Genomic DNA, 20,151 nt, shown 5'->3' with positions numbered 1-20,151 from the left:
CAAACCCAATGCGTAAGCTATTTTTTGTACTAATTACCTTTGTTTTACTTCCAATGAGTTCTTGTGACGATGGCGATATCATCACCTTTGAATTGGATTTTGACGATACTTTTGAAGCTTGCGAAACAGATGTTTTGGTTTTTTATAAAACAAAAAGCGACCCTTCTGAATCTCTATCGTTAACCATTTCCACACTTACTCTAGATAATATTTTAAATGTTGATGAATCAGGTATTTTTGAAACAACAGTTACCATAAGCACATCAAACCCTTTTAATTATAGAACATACAGCAACACCACCTTGCCCAGCAATCTGTTTTGCAATGCCATACCAAATTCTGAAGTTAAACTAAAGGAAGATATTGTGAGCACGAGTGGAACGGCCACAATTAAAACAGTTTTAACGGAGGATGACAATGATGGTGTTGCCGCTGAATTGGAATTTGATGGAGATACCGACGGAGACGGATTGCCTAACTACATTGATGCTGATGACGATGGTGACAATATTTTAACAAAAGATGAAGGCCCAGACCCCAATGGAGATGGTGATTTAAGTGATGCCTTGGATACTGATGGAGATGGCATTCCGAATTATTTAGACGATGACGATGATGGTGACGGTGTTAAAACACGTGATGAGGAAAACGACTCCCAAGATAACAACCCAGCCAATGACATAACAAATAGTGAAGTTGGAGCCGATTATTTAAATCCTGATGTGTCTACAACAGTTGCAGCAACAGGTTACAGAGAACATACCATTTTAAGAACATTTACGGTTACAATGGTCATCACCGACATTGATTTAACTTTAATTTCTTTGGATGCTTTAAATTTTGGGACGTTGAACTCCAGCGAAATCCCGACTTCAGAAAAAAGCAGAAAGGTTACTCCAGATTTTAATTAGTTTGAAGTTGTATTTTGATAAATGTAGACTTCAGTTGCTCCCAAACCATATTTCTGATAGTTGGCATCATAAAACTTTACATTATCGTAACGCCCAAATAAATATTCCAATTCCAATTTTAGTACGCCCTCACCCACTCCATGGATAAACACAACCTTTTGTATTCTATTGGCAATAGCAAAATCCAATTTACGCTTGGCCGTATCTAATTGTAAAGTAAGCATATCGTAGTTAGTCATACCTCTTGTAGATTTAACCAATTCGTTAATATGTAAATCCACTTCCATTGTTGGCTCATTGCGCTCTTTAGCCTTCTTTTTTGGTTTCTTTTTTCTTTTGGGCTGTTCTTTTTCCAAAACAACATCATCAATGGATGAATGTGAAAAGAGATTGGATTTTATAGATTCCTTTTTCTCTTTTTTAACCAATTCGTTAGAATTAAAATCCATCAAAAAACCTTCTTGTGTTTCAATGGATATAACATTCCCTTTTATACTTTTAACAGTGCCTGACAGGTCTTCATCTAAAACCAAAACATAATCACCTTTTTTAAACGACATCATTGTTCACTTTCAGAATTATCGGTTTTATCACTATCATTTTTACTCGGTATGGTTCTCGCAATTCTATACACACCAACCATCAACAGTACAATGCCCACAATTAATATTAATTGATTTTGTTCTTCTCCAGCTTTGGCATACATAGCAACAAAAGCACCAATGATGATTAAAACATAGTTGAAGTATTTCATTTCAAATATTATGACGTTAGTTGATAAGCTTGTCCAAATATAAGATTTCATGTTCTTTTTATCTCTTTAATTCAGTTTTTAGAAATCAAAATATTTTAATTACAAATGTGACGGTTTGTATTTAATAATTCCCTGATCATTTACTTCACAAAAAAAAGAGCATTTTAGGTGGACTTTTGCTATCTTTATTTTATCAACAACCAACTTAAAATCAACTCTAATGGAAGAAAGTCAAAACAGAGGGCAAAATAATTCTGGGCAGACCATCATCGTGAATCAAACAGAGAAAAAATCTAACGGCTTGGGAACTGCAGGTTTTGTTCTTGCCCTAATAGCTTTATTTATTGGATGGATTCCTATTTTGGGATGGTTAATCTGGATTCTGGGGCTTGTTTTATCCTTCATAGGAATTTTTAAAGTTCCAAGAGGTTTAGCCATTGCCGGTTTAGTTATTTCATTGATTGGAATAATTTTATTGATATTAGTTTTTGCAGGAATTGGTGCTGCTGCTTTATCTTCTTAATACCATAAAACTGTTAGAGTAGCAGATAAGTATTTCAAAAAAAGAATATTTAAAAACTACTCTTTTTATATTTTAGCACCTTAATCTTTTATTTTATCCCATGGAAGAGTACATGTTACCCTGCTTAAACAAAAAGCTTTTTGGCATTGATTGTATGGGCTGTGGCTTGCAACGTTCTATAGCTTTAATTTTTGAAGGTGAATTTGCAGCAGCTTTTCAAATGTATCCTGCTGTTTATACATTAATCATACTTTTTGGTGCCGTGGCTTTTAATGCGTTTCATAATTTCAAGTATGCAAACAAAATAATTACTATTTTGGCCATTCTTAATGGAGTTATCATTGTTGGAAACTTCGTGGCAAAAACATTTATAATCAATTAAAACAATAATATGGAACAACAAAAATTACCCAATGCAACATTAATATTGATTTTCGGAATCTTGTCAATCGTAACCTGCTGCTGTTATGGCTTCGTTGGTTTAATTCTTGGTATCATTGCCGTAGTTTTGGCCAATAAAGCAACCAAAGTTTATGCTGAAAACCCAGAAGGCTATACCGGAATTTCGAATGTGAAAACCGGAAAAATTTTAGCCATAATAGGAATCGTTCTTAGCTCCCTATATTTGATTTTTGTAGCTTGGATGGTTATGACCTTTGGATGGGAAGGTCTACAAGACCAAGAATTAATGCAAGAGAGAATAAGAGAAATGATGGGTCAATAATCAAAAATGAATCTAAACAAAAAGCGACCATCGTGTCGCTTTTTCATTTTTATCTATATCCCTTGCATAATACATTTAATATCTATTTTAAAATGAATCATAAAAAATCCCTTGAAGATTATATCTCACCTTCAAGGGATTTAATTGTCCTTAAAAAATTAAGGATTATTTTTCGAAATCTGATTTAGATTACTTAGTTACAAATTTAACCGATTTTTGTCCTTCAGCAGTTTTTAAAGTCGCTATCCAAAGTCCAGATTTGAACTCAAAATCAGTATCAGCATCAACTTTGATTGATTTAACCAAAGAACCAGTAATACTGTAAATATTGATTTCTGTGTTTAATTTTACGTTTGATAAATATACTCTGTTACCAACGGCTTTTAAATCTGTAGAAACAGGAGAAGCTACATCATCAACTCCAAGAAGTGCTTCCACTTGACTTTTAATTGAAGATGAACTTATATAAATTCTGTAAATTCTTATTTTACCACCGCGATTTGCAAGTCTGTATGTTTGTGCACCGTCCGCCTGAAACTCCATAACTCTCGGTGCCTCATCGCCAGTATCTCCACCAGTAAGACCACTACAATCAAAAGCTCCCTTACCTGTTCCAAAGTCTTCTTGGTAAACTGGTGTACCAGTTCCACCATAAGATTCAAATGACAAGTAACCTGTTTCGCAACCTAAACTTTGGTCACCTTCAATATCAGTATACTGTCCTGCACCAACTACCGTTACATACTCGTTGGCCTGCAGATCCATTAAAAAACCCCTATGTCTTGTTCCATCAGACCTATAACGTTTTTCACCTGGTGTTGTAAATTGGATACACCCTTCAAACTCACCAGATATGGCGTCCGGCATACCCGTACGTTCATCATATCTAGTTAAATTGCTGTTTATTGACATAAGAGCATCGCTATTACTATCTTTGTAAAATACCATATTAGTGGCGCCATCTAAATCTGGCAACATTTGTGGTTTAGTATAAAGACTTTCTCCACTTAATAGAGTACCATTTGGTGGGTTTGGTGAAGAACCTTTTGATGATAGCGTAAAGTGAAAATTGGCAAAATCTGCGTAATTTGCATTAAACGTTAAATACCAAAGGGATTCCACACTATGTCCGTTTTCATTTTCATAACCCGTTTTAGGTGCATACGCAACACCATCTGCGAAATTAGTCACAGGTGTACCTCCTCCGTCAACCCAATCAATTTGTCGTAAATAATTGGCAAATGCATTCAAATAGAATTCAGGAAGCATGTTGTCGTAACCCGTTCCTAATTCTTTAGCCCCAAAGTCCCAATATTTAATTTGGGCTTGCGTAACCGAAGCAAGCAATAACACGGGCACTAAAAACAATAGTAATTTTTTTTTCATTTTAAATAGTTTTTTAGTTGTTAAATATAATTTCTGTAATCGATTGTATTTGAATACCCAAAATTGCGAATTTTATTTTAATTCACAACTATTTTTGAACAACGGTCGATTTTATAAGTAAATAGTTGTGAATCAATGATTCACTTGTGAAGCTTCAAATTTGATTAAATAAGATAACTCTTTTTTTTATGCCTTTAATGGCATTTATAATTTAATTCGCTGAAATTCATTTTTGTTCGATGTCGCGCTGCTTTAACATCCTTTTTCTGATAGTCATCTTAAATGTGCATCGAACCGCAATAATTTGTTAAGCCCTTTTATTTTTAAGGATAGCTTGCCAATTACCATAAGAGGTTTGCACTGTTATGCTATTGCTATTTGGCTTATAGCTTTTAACAACCTCTGGCGAAGGTTGGGGAAAATCATTTACATTATTCCAAAGTTTTGCACCTAACCCTGACATTAGGGCAGCGCCCCAAGCGGACACATCAGTAATGCCCATATTCGTAATTGGTGTTTTCAATAAATCTGATATAAATTGCATTAAAAAGTTATTGGCTGTTATACCACCGTTTACTTTTAATTCTTTTAACGATGAGTTGGTTTCTTCTTCAATGGATTGGATGACATCTTTTATTTGAAAAGCAATAGATTCTAAAGCAGCTCTCACCAAATGCTCTTTATTAGTACCGAAAGTCAACCCATGAATGGAAGCTCTCCAGTGTTCCTGCCAATAAGGTGCCCCCATACCACTAAATGCGGGTACCACATACACACCCTCGTTGGATTTCAAAGATGTTGCCATGACTTCAATTTGGTCATGTGAAGTGAACATGTCCAACTGATTTTTCAACCATTCTAAAGTAGAGCCACAACTTACAATAACGCCTTCCAAAGCATAATTTACCTGTCCATTTATACTCCATCCAATAGTTGTTAACATACCGTTTTTGGCTTGTGTTTCCATTTTTTCAGCATTGTAAAGAATAGAAGAGCCTGTTCCTAAAGTAGCTTTTGCCATACCATTGGAAAAACAGGCTTCACCGAAAAAAGCTGCTTGCGAATCTCCAATAATTCCAGATATGGGCAATGGGTTTTTAAAAGTGCCTTCAAATGTAGAATCGCCAAAATAATCAGATGAAAAAGTGACGTCAGGTAAATTTAAATGTTCAAGTTTGAAGATTTTAAGCAGTTCCGAATCCCATTCTAAATCATAAATATTATAGAATAGGGTTCGTGATGCATTAGTATGATCAGTTTTATAACTTTTACCGTTAGTAAGTTTATACAGTAACCAGGTATCGACAGTTCCAAAATAAGCATTACCAGCATCTATAGCTTCTTTAACTTTAGGATTGTTCTCGTATAGCCAAGTGGCTTTAGTAGCCGAAAAATAAGGGTCTATAGTCAGTCCTGTTTTAGAATTAATGGTTATTTCTAAATCCTTTTCTTTAAGTTTTTCGCATATTGAGATAGACCTTTTGCACTGCCAAACTACTGCATTGTGCATCGGATTTCCATTTTTATCCCACAAGACAAATGTTTCTCGCTGATTGGATATACCGCAAGAAATAATTTTATGGTCATCACCCGGAAATTTTCCGTTAAACTCTGAAACACAATTTTTAACCGCATGAATGACCGATTGGTAAATTTCCTCTGGATTTTGTTCTACAAAGCTTGATTCAGGATAATAAGATTTTAAGGGTTCTGTAGTTTTAATAACGACATTTCCAAGTTCATCAAAAATAACGGCTTTGGTTCCACTTGTTCCTTGGTCTATCGATAAAATATAAGATTTAGACATGCTTTTAATTGATTTTTAATCTTCAGCAAGTAAAAGAATTAAATTTTTTGAAGTTTAATTCGTTTAGTTGGTATCTTTATAAAATCTAATTTCAAATTTTTAGTAGTTTTTTCCCGATTTCATAAAGGCCTTCTTTTGAAATACCGTAATGATTGAAGATTTCAACCTGTGAACCTGTAACCGTATATTCATCAGGAATCCCGACAATTTTAAACGGGTTTCTAAATCCTTTTTGGAATAGATGTGAAGCACAAGCTTCTCCTAAACCACCGTTTACCATATGTTCCTCAACAGTGATTATTGGTCGCTCGTTGGAAGCTAAATCTTCCAACAATTTCACATCCAAAGGTTTTATGGTATGCATGCTTACCACAGCTGTTTTGATGCCATGCTCATCTTCCAGTTTTTTGGCAGCTAACCAAGCAGGGTAAACGGTTTCACCACTGGCAATTATAGCTAAATCATTACCTTCTCTCACCAAACGTCCCTTTCCGAATTCAAAACGTTTATTGTTTTCGTCTAGAAAAGGCATCGCTTTTTTGCCAAAGCGCATGTAAATAGGTTTGTCATGTTCAGCAGCCAAACGAACTGCTTGCTCAGTTTCAAAATTATCAGCAGGAGCAACAATGGTTATATTATTGATGGCTCGAAGCACAGCGTAATCGTGCAGACTGTGGTGCGTTGTTCCTAAAGCACCGTAACTCACACCAGAGCTTATCCCAACTAAAGTCACTGGGTTATCGGAATAGCACACATCGTTTTTAATCTGTTCCAAAGCACGAGCACTTAAAAAACAAGCTGGTGAAATGGCAAACACCTTTTTTCCTGCGGAAGCCAAACCAGAGGCTACACCCACTAAATTTTGCTCAGCAATACCAACTTCCACAATTTGATTGGGATATTTTTGTCCAAATGGCACCAATTTGCCCGAACCACGGGAATCACTAGTAACAGCGATAATATTTCTATCAGTTTCAGCCAAAGCCTGCATGGTTTCAGAAAACACTTCTTGGTTGGCCTTGCCCATTTTTAAATCCTTTTCCTCTATTTTGTCTAACTCCATAATGCTTAGATTAATGCTTCTGCTTCATTTAATTCTTTCAATGCCAATTCATACTGTTCTGGGCTAGGCACTCCATGATGCCATTTAATATTGCGTTCCATATAACTCACACCTTTACCTTTAATGGTGTGCGCTATGATAAAATTGGGTTTGCCTTTTTCTAGAGGGCCACTATTTAATGCTCCTTCAAGTTCTTCAAGATTGTGACCGTCAACTTCTTTCACTGCCCAGCCAAAAGCTTCCAGCTTTTCACGAACCGAAGCGGTATTCATCACCTCACTATTATCTCCCGTGATTTGTTGTTTGTTGTAATCTAAAATAGCATAGAGATTATCCAGCTTATAATGAGCTGCTGATAAAAACGCTTCCCAATTGGAGCCTTCTGGCAATTCGCCGTCACCTAATAATGTGAATACACGATACGTTTTCCCATCTAATTTAGCGGCAATAGCCTCACCCACACATATGGGCAAACCATGGCCCAAAGCACCTGTGTTTTGTTCAACACCATTTACCTTTTTTGTAGGATGGCCAATGTAATGTGATTGGAATTGACACAAAGTCTCCAAATCCGATTCTGGAAAAAATCCGCGGTCTGCCAAGGTTACAAAAAGTGCCTCAACACAATGCCCTTTACTTTGAATGTATCGGTCTCTGTCAGGATTTTTAAAGTTTTTTGGGTCAACATGCAAGACACGATTGTAAAGAACGTTCAGTGTATCAACACATGACAAACTTCCTCCGGTATGGCCAGCTTTTGCTTTATAAATGTACTTAAGAAGATTTTTTCTCAAGTAAACCGATTTCAATTTTAATTCTTTATTCATCATTATATTTCCTTTTCATCTATTTTTTGAAATTATCCTTTGTGGTTGTAAACATCCCAACCCATATAATTTCCTAAAGCCTCTTCAAGAATAACTCCTGTTTTCGAAGCATTCATAACCACATGATGTTCAAAACCATTTCTGCACACGTAATTCATCAAGCCTTGTAAATCATTTATTTGCGCCACGGCCCTGTTGCCAAACGTATTTAATGGGTCGTTGGTCAATTCACCCTCACCTATATATGCTTTAATGATGCCTTTAGGATCATCGGTACTAATTCTACCATAGGTTAATGGCATTGCAGGTGTTCTTCCGTCCAATGCACCATAGGTATTTTCAACGCCCACGGTTGTTCCTAATATTGGAGCATTACTTATTTCAATATCTGGAAGGAACGATTTTGCCCAATTTCCGCAGTGGAACAACACGCATTTATTTATATCATCGGCATAGTTGTTGTTCCAATCTACCAACGCACTTGGAGACCCAGAAGCCAATTGCATAGCGTACATACTTAAAGTTCCGGTAACATCAACTTCGCAAGCGGAAGGCAGCATGTTTTCAGACATGATACTCATACTGGTACATACATTGCAACCAAAGTTCTGTTGAAGCGATGTCCAACATTGAATAGCAGTGGCGTCCAAAGCGTATTCTTCAACAAAATCGTTTAAAACCACATCTAATTTTGCCATTTGTATCATAGCAGCATCAGGTGTTTTGCCTTTCGGTGCATAGGCATTGATGGCTTCAATATGCTTTTTAACAACGGCATCGTCCTTTGAAAGTTTATCGGCTTTTCCTAGAATTTCAGATAAATCGACCGTAGTAACAGTGATGCCGTTTCTTTGCAGTATTTTTTCAGAATAACGAACTGTATTGAATGCACCAGGTCTGGCGCCAACAGCACCAATGCGTACATTACGCAATCCTTTCACCACTCGGCAAACGGCAACGAAATCTTTTAAATCGTTTTGAAAAACTTCCTCTGAAGGCGAACAAACATGCTTGCTTGTCAAAGAATATTTAATACCGTATTGATATAGGTTATTGCAAACCGAGATTTTACCGCACCAAGAATCCCGACGATTAACTACGTTCATTTTAGATAATTCGTCTGGGTAAGCCTGAACTAAAACAGGAACGTTCAAATTTGCCAACTTAAGCGTATCGGCAACCCCTTTTTCATCGCCGAAGTTTGGCAATAACACCAAAACACCAGCTATTTCTTCATTATGTTTTTTAAATAAATCAGCACATTTCTGGGCTTCTTTAAAGGTTTCAACGCCACCCAATTTAGTGTCGGTAGTCTCCAATAAAATAGGTTTAAGATTTAGTTTGGCAAAGACATCAATAATTTCAGTTCTTGCCTTTTCAACTAAACTATCTGGGAAAAAATCGCGGTTTCCAATAATAATTCCGATGCTTAATGCTTGTTTTGACATGTTATATGTTTTCGTTTATTTAGTTTTTTAAAAGATTGATAAAATTAACAAACTTAATTTAAGTTAAGATTACTTTTTAAGCGGTGGTCAATTTTGTAAAAAAAAGCATTTCTTTCTTGAACCAAGAAACAATGCCATTATGAGTTTTTATTGCAACCTTTCTCGCTTCTTCCTCCAATAATTTGCAAGCATAGATCCGGAGATATTCATCCAAGGGCTGAACACAGCAGCGGCCAAACCTAAAGTGGCCAATTTGCCCATAGCACCTGCCAACCCTGAGGCCATACCTCCATTTTGAAGCCCGACCTCAAAGGCAATGGTTTGGCTTTGTTTTTTATCCAATCCTCCCGCTCTACTTAACCAATATCCTAATATATAACCTGCAGTATTATGTAAAACAGCGGCAAGGAACAATATCATTCCTATTTCCAATAAATTGTCGCGTCCTGCAGCCGTAGTTACCAAAGTAAAATAAACAATACCGAACATGGAGAAAAGAGGCATAAAAGCGTCAACCTTTGGCAAAATTTTATACAAATAATGATAAAGTACGCCAACTACAAAAGCGGCACATATAAAGTTCAAAATTTCGACACCGTTGTATTTTTCAGTGCCCAAAATGACGTTACTGAATAAAAGCGCCACCAATAACCAAATACCAGAAACAATTGCTATTCCCATTATTCTCTTTCGTACTTGTTTTCCATAAATTTTCAATGCATCATGTATCATAGCTGCCGTTAGCGGAACCAATACAATTTTAACGATGTTCATCATCATATCGAAAAAATTGATTTCAATAAACGTCCCTGCAAATAATTTCATTAAAAAAGTGGTCATTATAGGAGCTGTTAATGTTGAAATGGCCGTAACGGTAACCGACAAGACCAAATCGCCTTTGGCGATATAAGTCATCACATTGGATGCCAACCCACTACTACAAGAACCTATAAGCACTATTCCCGCTGCAATCTCGGGTTCAAAACTAAACGTTTTCGCAATAACAAAACCGACAATGGGCATGATAGTAAATTGGCACAAAAGACCAACCAATACACCTCGTCCCGATTTTCGAATACCTATAAAATCTTTTATGCTCATTTGCGTGCCCATACCAAACATAACCAACTGAATGATTATAAGGATGAGCCATTTATTCCGCAAATCGATACCTCCAATATTTAAAAATGTTTGCGGATAGATTAAACCCGCCGCCACCGCAGTAACAATCCAAAAGGTATATTGGTATCCAGAAAGCGATTTTATTGCACCAACCCCAACCGATAAGCATGACAATCCTAAAACAAAACCTAATTTACTCAACCATCCTATATCTTGCAACCAACCAATACCTGAAGAGATTACAAGAATAACGGCTAGATAAAGGATGTATTTACGCATGGTTTTGGTTTAGTTGGTATGCTTTAAAGCAAGATAGATTTTAATTAAAATAAATTTCAGCCAATTTCTTCATGGCAATAGCAGGACTAGCTAAAATGGGCACTATTTTTTCATCTACGCTCAGACCATCAACAACTCTAGACATAGAAGCTTGTGCCAAAACAATAACATCAACTTCTTTCATTAGTTCTTTCAATGCCGAAGCTACCATTTGGTCGTGCTTTGCTCCATTACCACTCATTAAGGCTTCAAACGCTCCTTCACATAATTTTGAAGAAATAGACACGTTTTTTCCGGCTGCTTCAGCCCTTCGCCTTACCAAATCTGTTGTTGGCCCTAATGTTGTTGGCAGGGTTGCAATGACACCAATTTTGTTGCTTGTTTTAACGGCTTCGTCAGCCATAGCTTGATCCACCCTTATTACTGGAACCGTACTTAAAGTCGCAGCAGTTTCAATAGCTGCCCCAATAGATGAGCAGGTTACCAGAATAACATCAGCTCCGGCATCTTCAGCAGCTTGCACATGTTGAACTACCCTTGCCGCAGTGTTAGGTTTTAATTCACCTTTTTTAATGACATCTTTTATTAAGCTATCATCGACGATATTGAATGTTTCAACATTCTTGAGATATTCGTTTGTCAACTGCTGAAACAACGGCACCAATGTTGCCGATGTATGCACAAAACCCAATGTTTTTGCCTTCATAATTTTTCTCCTTTTAAAACTTTTATAAAATAATCTCTTGTTCCTACTTGTCCGCCTTTAAAATTCAGTTCCAATCCGTTAACCCATTCATCGTCCGAAATAGCTTTACATAACGGAGCGCCCGGTGCCAATGGTGCAATCATCTCAAGAGCTGTAATATTTAATTCTGAAGCGGCGTAACTTGAAGTATCACCTCCAGCCAAAAGGATTCTTTTGATATCGGTTTGTGCCAACACTTGTTTAGCAATCTGCCCCAAAACATGTCCATAATTAGAACTACAGGCGTTTTGGATATCTTCGGATTCGAACCCTTGGTTCTTGAAGAATAATTCTGAATCTGAAATTCTTGGGTCTTCTGTACCCTTGCTGGTATGTAATACGATGCTTTTTCCATTTTCAAAATTGGCAACTATTTGCCCAACAACCTCTTCAATAACTTGGTTTTGATTTGAATTGCTAATCGCTTCAACGCCTAGAGCAATTTCGGCAAAACCATTATCAATAGCATAATTAATTTGGTTTTCTGTAACGGGAGAACAACTTCCGGATAGCACCAAAATAGGCCCGTTTTCACCGCAAACATTGAATTTCCTTTCACCGTCTATTATGCCCTTAGATTTCCAATCCAACCCCAAAGCCATAGCTATTCCAGAGGATCCAACGGAAAACAAAGGGTTCTCATTTGCAAACTCGTTGAATACTCCCCCAATAATCTCCAAATGTGTTTTATTTAATCCGTCAAAAAACAGGATTTCCGAATCTTTATTCTCTTTTACTTTTGAAATTACGGCAGACTTCCCCTCATCTATTTTAGTTACATTTATCAGACCGATGGATTTATTGGTTTGCTTTGATAAATGTACCGTTAAATCGCCTTCAAGTGCAGGCGTAACAGGATGTTTGCTCATTGAAGGATGCCTGTCTATTCTATAAATTTTACCATCACCAGCAATTCCCATTTTTGCAAATAAATTTCCGAAAGCACAATAACGCCCCAAATGTGGTGCAGACGGTGAAACAAATACGGTTCTTTGTTGAAAAATTGTGCTACCTATTTCAATGGCTTTTCCAATATTGCCAACATGTGGTGCAGAATCAAAAGTAGAGCATACCTTGTAATGCACATGGTTAGGGTTGAATTTTTTAAATTTATTAAAAACAGGTATCAGTTCATTTTCCATGTCATTTGGGGACATGGAACGACTTTTTCCTGCCACACCAATGGCTTGAATTTCTGGAAATTTATCTAAATCCTTCTGCTCAGGATTTTTCAAAAACAAAATCGTCTTAACTCCTGCCAAGGTTAAAAATTCCAAAGCATCGGTAGAGCCTGTAAAATCATCGCCATAAAATGCTAAAAGCAAGGGGTTTGTTTTTGTCATTATTTAGAAAATTTCTTTACTGAAGCTGCAAATGCCTCATATTTACTTGCCGTCTCTTCCAAAGACAAACCGTCAACCGCTCCTCCCCAAGCTTGCTGTAACGCGGTTACTCCAGCTTTTGGTCCCATTGGGTGCGCTAAAATACCACCGCCTGCCATGTACAGTAAATCGGTGGTTTGGGTTCTTCTATAAGTTTCGAAGGCTTGTCCGCCCCATTGCCCCGAAGAAACAACGGGTAAAATTTCATAACCACCCAACATGGGCTTTAAACAGGATTTTATAGAAGTCACTACAGAGTCATCAGATTCCCAAAATTTATTTTGAATGCCATTCACATGCAACTGGTCTACACCACACAGGCGTTGAATTTTTTGATATGCTGGAAATTCAATACCCAACAATGGGTGACGATTCAACATGCCCCAACCATTTCTATGTCCATGGATAACCAATTCTCCTCTATCGCAAAGTTTCTTTGTTCCGGCCAGGCCCACACTGTTAACGCTTATCATGGCACAACTTCCGCCTTCATTAACAATGGTGTCATAATTGCGTTGCATTTGGTCTATTTCATCAGAAATATTAAAGGCATACATCACCTTTTTTCCGGTTTTTTGTTCATTATTTCGAATAACTTTCATGATGCCTTTTACACGTTCCTCAAAAGGTGAATTGGCCGCAGAACCCATAAGTTCATCATCTTTTATAAAATCGATTCCAGCTTCAATGAGCAACTCCACCAGACTTGCCGTTTCTTCAATTGACATGCCAATACTGGGTTTTATAATCGTTCCAATCATGGGTCTATCGCCAACGCTACATGATTTTTTTGACCCTTTTATTCCGAATTTTGGTCCTTCAAAATGATTTTTAAAAGATTCGGGCACCTCCAAATCCATCAATTTCAAACCTGTAAACTGACTTATTTCGTATAAATTACCTTGTAATGTACTGACTAAAACGGGTAAATTATAACCAAAATTCTCAATAGACCAACTCACTTTCACTTTGGCCCGTTGGTATTTTTTACCTGGGATAATGTTACCCGGAATTGACGGGTTATCGACCAAATCCAATAGCTCAATGGCCTCAACCCTTGCAGCAAACCTTTGTTTTAGTTCTTCCGTTTCACCTGGAACGGAAACAAATGTTCCCGAAGATTGTTCGCCAGCCAAAACAGCAGCAGTATGTTCCACCTCATATGGCGTTTCTATATAATATTCTGCAAAAACTCGTTCCATTGGTTTTTAATTTGTCGTTGTTATTTGAATGCTTTCAGATGTCAAACCATTAGAAGATGCTGTTATTTGAATGTTTTCTGCCTTTCCGTTTGATTGAATGATAACTAAGCATTTTCCGTTATAGGCCTTTCTATAATTTGCTTTAAAAGACTCTAAGCTGGCTTGATAACCATTATCTACTCCCACAATTTTTCCACCACCAGACACCTCAAAATTAATCAGATTATCAGCCTTTGGCACTAAATTACCATTGCCATCTAAAACGTTTACTGTTAGATAAACCAAATCGTAATTGTCATTTTTCATGGTTTCTTTATGGGCCTCTAATTCAATTTTTGAAGGTTCGCCAGCCGTATTTATTTCCTTTTCCAAAACCACGTTCCCATCTTTTTTTGAAACTGCTTTTAATGTTCCTGGTTCAAACGGAACACGCCACATAATGTGCAAATCGTCATTTTCCTTTGATTTTGTTCCCAAGGATTTTCCGTTTAAAAATAGCTCCACCTCATCAGCATTATTGTAGTACGCCCAAACGTCAACTTTTTGACCCGCTTCCCAATTCCAATGTGGGAAAATATGCAATACATCCCTATCGCTCCACTCACTTTGGTACATATAATACACATCCTTCGGGAATCCGGCCAAATCCACAATGCCAAAATACGAGCTTCGCGCAGGATAAGGATAAGGAATAGGTTCGCCTATATAATCAAACCCCGTCCAAATAAACGTACCAGCAATATAATCCAAAGCCTTTACGGCTTTCCAACTTTCTTCGTGGGTTGCGCCCCAGTAGGCCGAAACTTGGTCGTAGGCCGAAACCGTTAAATCCTCATTTCCATCAAAAGGTTCATTATAAGCTGGTGGCCAGCGTTTTATCTCGGTGGAAGGCAAATCATAATGTCCACGGGTTTCGAGCGCCGATACACTTTCGGAAGCGATTATTTTTTCACCTTTAAATTTTTCAGGGAAACCGTAATAATCCTTATGCTTATAATTAAAACCCAAAAGGTCGAGAGCACCCGATTGGTATATAAAATTTTTCTCGGGAACATTTTCTGTCAATGCACATGTTACTGGTCTGGTTTTATCCAAATCTTTAATAATATCTACCAGTTTTTTCGTCATGGCAATTCCGGTGCTATCGAACTGCTCACGAATTTCGTTACCAATGCTCCACATCATCACCGAGGGAAAATTTTTATCGCGCTTAACAAAATCTTTTAAGTCCTGTTCGTGCCATTCATCCCAAAACAAGTTGTAATCGGCTTTTACTTTTCGTTTTTTCCAAACATCAAAAGCCTCAACCTGTACGATGAATCCCATTTTGTCGCACAATTCCAATAACTCCAACGAAGAAGGGTTATGCGAAACACGAATAGCATTTACGCCCATATCTTTCATGATTTGTAGTTTACGCTTGATGGCTTCATAATTGGCAACCGCACCTAAAGCACCATTGTCATGATGCAAACAAACGCCATGGATTTTTGTTGAAACACCATTTAATGAAAACCCTTTTTCTGCATCAAAATTAAAATACCGAAAACCTAAAGGTGTTTCATAATCATCAACCAACTTATTGTTCTCATAAACCTTGGTTTGGATTTTATAAAGGTAGGGATGTTTTGTATCCCACAAATTTGGAGTTAATACTTCAAAATTTTGAACAGCTATTTTTGAGTTGTTTTTACCGATTTGCCCTTCAGAAATTGTTTCGGCAACTACCAAATTATCTTGATTTAAAATAGAACTTACCAACCTAAATGATTTATCGGTTTCCGATTCATTTTGAAGTGTTACCTCCAAATCCACAGTAGCTTTTTCCTCTGAAACCTGTGGCGTTGTCGCATATGTTCCCCAATGCGCTACATGCAGATTTTCGGCAACCACCAAACGTACATTTCGATATATCCCAGAACCCGAATACCAACGAGAATTAGGTTGCTCGGAATTATCAACTTTTACGGAAATAACATTTTGGATTTCACCAAAGTTTAAATGTTCGGTTAAATCATAAGCAAAAGAAATATAACCGTTAGGTCGTTTTCCAAAATGCTGACCATTTATCCAAACTTCACTATTTCGATACACGCCATCAAACTCAATCCAAATGGACTTGTTCTGATACGCTTCTGGCAATTTAAAGGTTTTTCTATACCATGCAATTCCCGTTGGTAACGCACCGCCTTCAGGTTTTGCAGGGTGTTCTTCACTAAAATCACCTTCAATACTCCAATCGTGGGGTAGATTTATGGTTCGCCAATTTTCAGCGTTGAATGAAGAATCAATAGCTTCAGGATGATCGCCCAATTGAAAACGCCAATCGAAATTAAAATCCTCAATAAGTCGAGCATTTTTTTCTTCTGAAGTATTACATGCCACAAGCAAGGACAGAAAAAAGCTAAATATGATAAACCGCTTCATGGTTGATGTTTTTAGTTTTATTGAAATTCAAACGATTCTATACGTAAGCCTTTCATTTGGTTTGATTCTAAAGTTATTTTATAGACTCCAGCGTTAATAAATCCGCCAGAAGTAGTATTCAAAATTTTCCATTTGTCTTGCCTTATGGGAAATTCAATATCATCATTACGCAATAGAATACCATTGGCATCCTCAATTTTCAACCGCACTTTTACCGGATGGTCATTCATGTTCATGTAATGATAACGCATCAAATAAATATTCGCCACGCCCGGATTTACGGTAAATGTGATGCTGTTTTCCGTATTTTGGGTAAATTCAACATAATCACTTTTTTTGAAATTGGCTTTATTAATACCTTCGCCTGTGACTTTAGCATCTTCGGCTTTAAGCTTTAAAATGGGTCGGCCGTCTTGTTCATCCATGGAATAAGTTGGCACAACCACAATTGAGTACATTTCTCCATCACCAAGACTTCCAAAATTCACCTGTTCACCTTTTTTCACTTCTTTTCTGAACACATGAAACTCAGTTCCGGCATTGTTCCGAACAGTATCGTTCAACTTTTGATAACCAATTAACCATGGTGATGGCTTGGATTTTGAATCAAATAACACATAAACATTCGCATTTTCTTTTGATGTAAATGATCCTGAAATATTTTTGTTTTCATGAGAATTTGAAAAACGCAAATAATGGACTCCATAAAGTTCTGGCGGCAATTTTTGATACCCAATATTTGTATTTAGATACTGTTTATGATTAAGATTTAACCAAGTACCAATTTCAAAATCGATGTTGCTTTGCACATTCAAAATATCTTTCTCAGAAGGTTTTGCAGGCTTCATGTTTTTATCTTTTGAAGCAATGGCAATGGCTGAAATCACTGCTTGTCCTGATGCAACATTTGGGAATGAAATAACCATTTTCCCATTTTTGCTTTCTGCTGTATATGATTTTTTCAATGCTGCATCATGCCCTACTTCATTCCAAATATCCAAATCTTCCTCAACGGTTTCTCCATTAATAGCAATATCAAAAACACGCCAATCTTGGCAGTTTATACCGCCACCCGTTCCGTGCCACGGTTCGTTAAAAAACAATTCTACCAAATACTTACTATCGGGAACAGGAAACTCATATTTCAATTTATTCGCCCCATATCTAAAACTTTGAAACAAAGACCAATCTTTGGTATTTGCAATAGGGTCGTTAGTATGCCTTTGGCTTGCGTAAAATGCGGGAAGGTTTTCAAAATCGTCTGTCCACGATAAAGAACCCCAAGTATTTTCATCGGTTTTATGAACATCGGCCAACCAAGTGTTACCAAAAGTATCTGTATAATCGGATCCACCGCAATTAACGCGGTATAAATAATTAATGTTGTCAGGTTTTAAAATATCATTGGATTCACTGACCAACTTTTCAAAATTTGGCGCTTCAGGTAAATTATTTAATACGATGTAATCTTTTGCCACGGCTTTACCGTTTACATAGCCAACCGCATAAAGCACATTGTACTTTATATTCACATTATTCCATTGAAAATGTTTACCCAATCCAGGGTTATTCAACCTCCCAAGTGAACTATTTTCAACATCATTAAATAGTTCAACTTCATCACAATTTGAATAGATATCGATACCATTTTTAATCCCTGGTGATTCCCAACGGTTTGGCCATGTGTGTGATACGATGTAAACCATCGGACTTTCTTCTTTAGGCACATAATTAGCTCGGTACATGTAAAATGCATCTAAAGGTTCTCCCCAAATGGTGAAAATGCCCTTATAATTTACAGGGCCTACTTTATCGATGTCGCGAAAACCTTCACCGTTTTGTGAACGCCCTGGATTTTCATGAGAATACAATAGCCAATGATATTGTCCAACAATTTTATCCCATACCGATTCGGCTTCACGAACCTTGATTTCCATGAGTTGCGTAAAACGATTTTCGCTCAATTCACCTTTTTGGTTAAATTCGCCTTCTGTGTGTAAATCTGCCGATCGCCATCCGCCATATTCACCGTTTAGCAATTGTTCCGTCAATTCCTCCCCATAATTATATGGGTCACCACCGTAAGTTCCAGACCAATTTTGAATGACATTCCAATCGGTGCCCTCGCCGCCATTGCAGGTGGTAACAATACGCTGTTTAGCAGAAGTTGGATCGAGTTCACGAATAATTTGGGTGCATTCCTCAGCAAATTCTTTTGGAATGGTGCTTTCGTTTTGCAAACCCCACATTACTACTGATGGATTGTTTCTCCGTTCTTTAATCCACTCCTTTAAAAGTGTTTTAAAATTCTGTTTAAACTCGGGTGTATCATACCAAATATGCGCTGAAAACTGGCTCCAAAATAAAATACCTTCTTCATCTAAATGCTCTTGATAACGCAGGTTATGGGGTTGATGCCCTTCTCGAAAGGCATTGTATCCGGCAGCTTTTACTTGTTCTATTCGAGTTTGTATTTCAGTTTCTGAAAAAGAATGACTTTTCCCAATTAAATGTTCGTACTCACAAGTGCCGTTAATAAAAAACGGTTCGCCATTAATAAAAAAACGATTGTCATCATCCTCACGATTTATGGGCCAACTTATCCAACGGATGCCGTAGGGTGTAGTTAACGCATCCACCAACTCATCATTTTCGTAAATTTTTGTTGCAAGTTGATAGAGATATGGATGTTCGGGTGACCACAACTGTGGGTTATAAATTTCGGGTAAACTTTGTTTTATTTCTTTTGAATCCGAAAGGTTTTCAATCACGGTTTCCACTGATGACACTTCATCCCCTGCATGGTTTAAAAGAATATTTTCAACTTTAATCTTTTTTTCAGAACCACTGTAGTTTTTCAATTCTGTGGCAATATGAAGAGTAGCCTTTTCTTTGTTTGTTTGATCGTCATTCCAAATATGAACGCCAAAAGGCTCGATTCTAACATCATTAGTAATTATCAAAGATACAGGCCTAAAAATTCCCATCGGTTGCGACCCTTCTGAAAAACCCCATTCACCAGAGCAACCACCACAAACCCATGGTAAATCGGCTATAAATGTAGGATGTTCGGCTTTTACAATAATAGTGTTTTCAGTATCAAAATTGATGGCGTCGGTGATGTTTAAAGTGAACGTTGTTCGTCCGCCTTTATGCTCGCCAATGGGTTTCCTATTAACCCAAACCGTGGCATAAGACCCTACCCCTTCAAAAAATAAAAAGTGTTGTTTACCTTGATTTTGTTTATCAAAAGTCAAGGTTTTTTTGTACCAAGCTGTACCGTGCAAGTTGCCATGTTTTGCTCTACGATAACCATAATATTGGTCCCAATTGTGTGGCACGGAGACCTTTTTCCAAACTATTTCTGCTGTTGGGCTTTTCACAAAGTCCGATTCAGGTTGGTTTAAACTATCAAGATGAATAGTTTCCCAGTTTTCATTAAGGGAAATTTCCTTTCGAACATTTGAAACATCCTCTTTAGTTTCGCATGAAAGAAGAGCAAAAACGGTAATTATAAATATGTATTTAAAACTTTGTTTCATTTAATTAAT

17 protein-coding genes are annotated in these 20,151 nt (G+C 37.1%); 4 read left to right on the top strand and 13 right to left on the bottom strand.

The window, feature by feature from the left end; translation table 11 throughout:
* The first annotated feature begins 8 nt into the window (after positions 1-8).
* Entirely contained in the window at positions 9-911 is a 903-nt protein-coding gene (locus WJN01_RS07570) for a hypothetical protein (protein WP_445196547.1), read from the top strand.
* Here WJN01_RS07570 and WJN01_RS07565 read toward each other — a convergent pair.
* Positions 908-1,471, bottom strand: a complete 564-nt coding sequence (locus WJN01_RS07565; protein ID WP_445196695.1) for a DUF8465 domain-containing protein — start codon at positions 1,469-1,471, stop codon at positions 908-910. The two genes, WJN01_RS07570 and WJN01_RS07565, sit on opposite strands and share 4 nt — an antisense overlap.
* Complete coding sequence (locus WJN01_RS07560) at positions 1,471-1,716, bottom strand: hypothetical protein (protein ID WP_445196546.1); 246 nt, start codon at positions 1,714-1,716, stop codon at positions 1,471-1,473. The genes WJN01_RS07565 and WJN01_RS07560 overlap by 1 nt, the downstream gene beginning before the upstream one ends.
* A gap of 169 nt (positions 1,717-1,885) precedes the next feature.
* Here WJN01_RS07560 and WJN01_RS07555 point away from each other — a divergent pair, with 169 nt between their 5' ends.
* The 3 genes from WJN01_RS07555 to WJN01_RS07545 all read left to right on the top strand — a co-directional run bounded on the left by WJN01_RS07555 (position 1,886) and on the right by WJN01_RS07545 (position 2,912).
* Complete coding sequence (locus WJN01_RS07555; protein WP_445196545.1) at positions 1,886-2,188, top strand: hypothetical protein; 303 nt, start codon at positions 1,886-1,888, stop codon at positions 2,186-2,188.
* Between the two features lie 100 nt (positions 2,189-2,288).
* Positions 2,289-2,570 carry a DUF2752 domain-containing protein gene (locus WJN01_RS07550; protein ID WP_445196544.1) on the top strand — a complete coding sequence of 94 codons (282 nt, stop codon included), beginning with the start codon at positions 2,289-2,291 and terminating at the stop codon, positions 2,568-2,570.
* Between the two features lie 9 nt (positions 2,571-2,579).
* Entirely contained in the window at positions 2,580-2,912 is a 333-nt protein-coding gene (locus WJN01_RS07545; RefSeq protein WP_445196543.1) for a CCC motif membrane protein, read from the top strand.
* Between the two features lie 189 nt (positions 2,913-3,101).
* Here WJN01_RS07545 and WJN01_RS07540 read toward each other — a convergent pair whose 3' ends face one another.
* The 11 genes from WJN01_RS07540 to WJN01_RS07490 all read right to left on the bottom strand — a co-directional run bounded on the left by WJN01_RS07540 (position 3,102) and on the right by WJN01_RS07490 (position 20,142).
* Positions 3,102-4,298, bottom strand: coding sequence for a T9SS type A sorting domain-containing protein (locus tag WJN01_RS07540; protein ID WP_445196542.1), 1,197 nt, complete (start codon positions 4,296-4,298; stop codon positions 3,102-3,104).
* Positions 4,299-4,605: 307 nt separating this feature from the next.
* On the bottom strand, positions 4,606-6,105 hold the full coding sequence (locus WJN01_RS07535) for an FGGY family carbohydrate kinase (RefSeq protein WP_445196541.1): 1,500 nt from the start codon (positions 6,103-6,105) through the stop codon (positions 4,606-4,608).
* A gap of 91 nt (positions 6,106-6,196) precedes the next feature.
* On the bottom strand, positions 6,197-7,168 hold the full coding sequence (locus WJN01_RS07530; RefSeq protein WP_445196540.1) for a transketolase family protein: 972 nt from the start codon (positions 7,166-7,168) through the stop codon (positions 6,197-6,199).
* A gap of 5 nt (positions 7,169-7,173) precedes the next feature.
* The gene (locus WJN01_RS07525) at positions 7,174-7,998 is read right to left on the bottom strand and encodes a transketolase (RefSeq protein ID WP_445196539.1); all 825 of its coding nucleotides are present in this window, start codon (positions 7,996-7,998) and stop codon (positions 7,174-7,176) included.
* A gap of 29 nt (positions 7,999-8,027) precedes the next feature.
* The gene (locus WJN01_RS07520; RefSeq protein ID WP_445196538.1) at positions 8,028-9,443 is read right to left on the bottom strand and encodes an L-fucose/L-arabinose isomerase family protein; all 1,416 of its coding nucleotides are present in this window, start codon (positions 9,441-9,443) and stop codon (positions 8,028-8,030) included.
* A 147-nt stretch (positions 9,444-9,590) separates the two neighbouring features.
* Complete coding sequence (locus WJN01_RS07515) at positions 9,591-10,844, bottom strand: bile acid:sodium symporter family protein (protein WP_445196537.1); 1,254 nt, start codon at positions 10,842-10,844, stop codon at positions 9,591-9,593.
* Positions 10,845-10,884: 40 nt separating this feature from the next.
* Complete coding sequence (locus WJN01_RS07510) at positions 10,885-11,550, bottom strand: aspartate/glutamate racemase family protein (RefSeq protein ID WP_445196536.1); 666 nt, start codon at positions 11,548-11,550, stop codon at positions 10,885-10,887.
* Positions 11,547-12,932: a four-carbon acid sugar kinase family protein gene (locus WJN01_RS07505; protein ID WP_445196535.1), complete on the bottom strand. Its 1,386-nt coding sequence runs from the start codon at positions 12,930-12,932 to the stop codon at positions 11,547-11,549. The genes WJN01_RS07510 and WJN01_RS07505 overlap by 4 nt, the downstream gene beginning before the upstream one ends.
* Positions 12,932-14,173: a ribulose-bisphosphate carboxylase large subunit family protein gene (locus WJN01_RS07500; RefSeq protein WP_445196534.1), complete on the bottom strand. Its 1,242-nt coding sequence runs from the start codon at positions 14,171-14,173 to the stop codon at positions 12,932-12,934. Before WJN01_RS07500 ends, WJN01_RS07505 begins: the two co-directional genes overlap by 1 nt.
* Positions 14,174-14,179: 6 nt before the next feature.
* Positions 14,180-16,600 (bottom strand): glycoside hydrolase family 2 TIM barrel-domain containing protein, encoded by a 2,421-nt coding sequence (locus WJN01_RS07495; RefSeq protein ID WP_445196533.1) that lies wholly within the window; start codon positions 16,598-16,600, stop codon positions 14,180-14,182.
* A gap of 17 nt (positions 16,601-16,617) precedes the next feature.
* Positions 16,618-20,142: a malectin domain-containing carbohydrate-binding protein gene (locus WJN01_RS07490; protein ID WP_445196532.1), complete on the bottom strand. Its 3,525-nt coding sequence runs from the start codon at positions 20,140-20,142 to the stop codon at positions 16,618-16,620.
* Between the last annotated feature and the right edge of the window lie 9 nt (positions 20,143-20,151).

It is taken from the genome of Tamlana sedimenti, from assembly GCF_038148895.1.
In the GTDB taxonomy this organism is placed as follows: domain Bacteria; phylum Bacteroidota; class Bacteroidia; order Flavobacteriales; family Flavobacteriaceae; genus Tamlana.
Note: the sequence above shows the minus strand (reverse complement) of the source record. Positions and strands in the feature narration are given on the sequence as shown.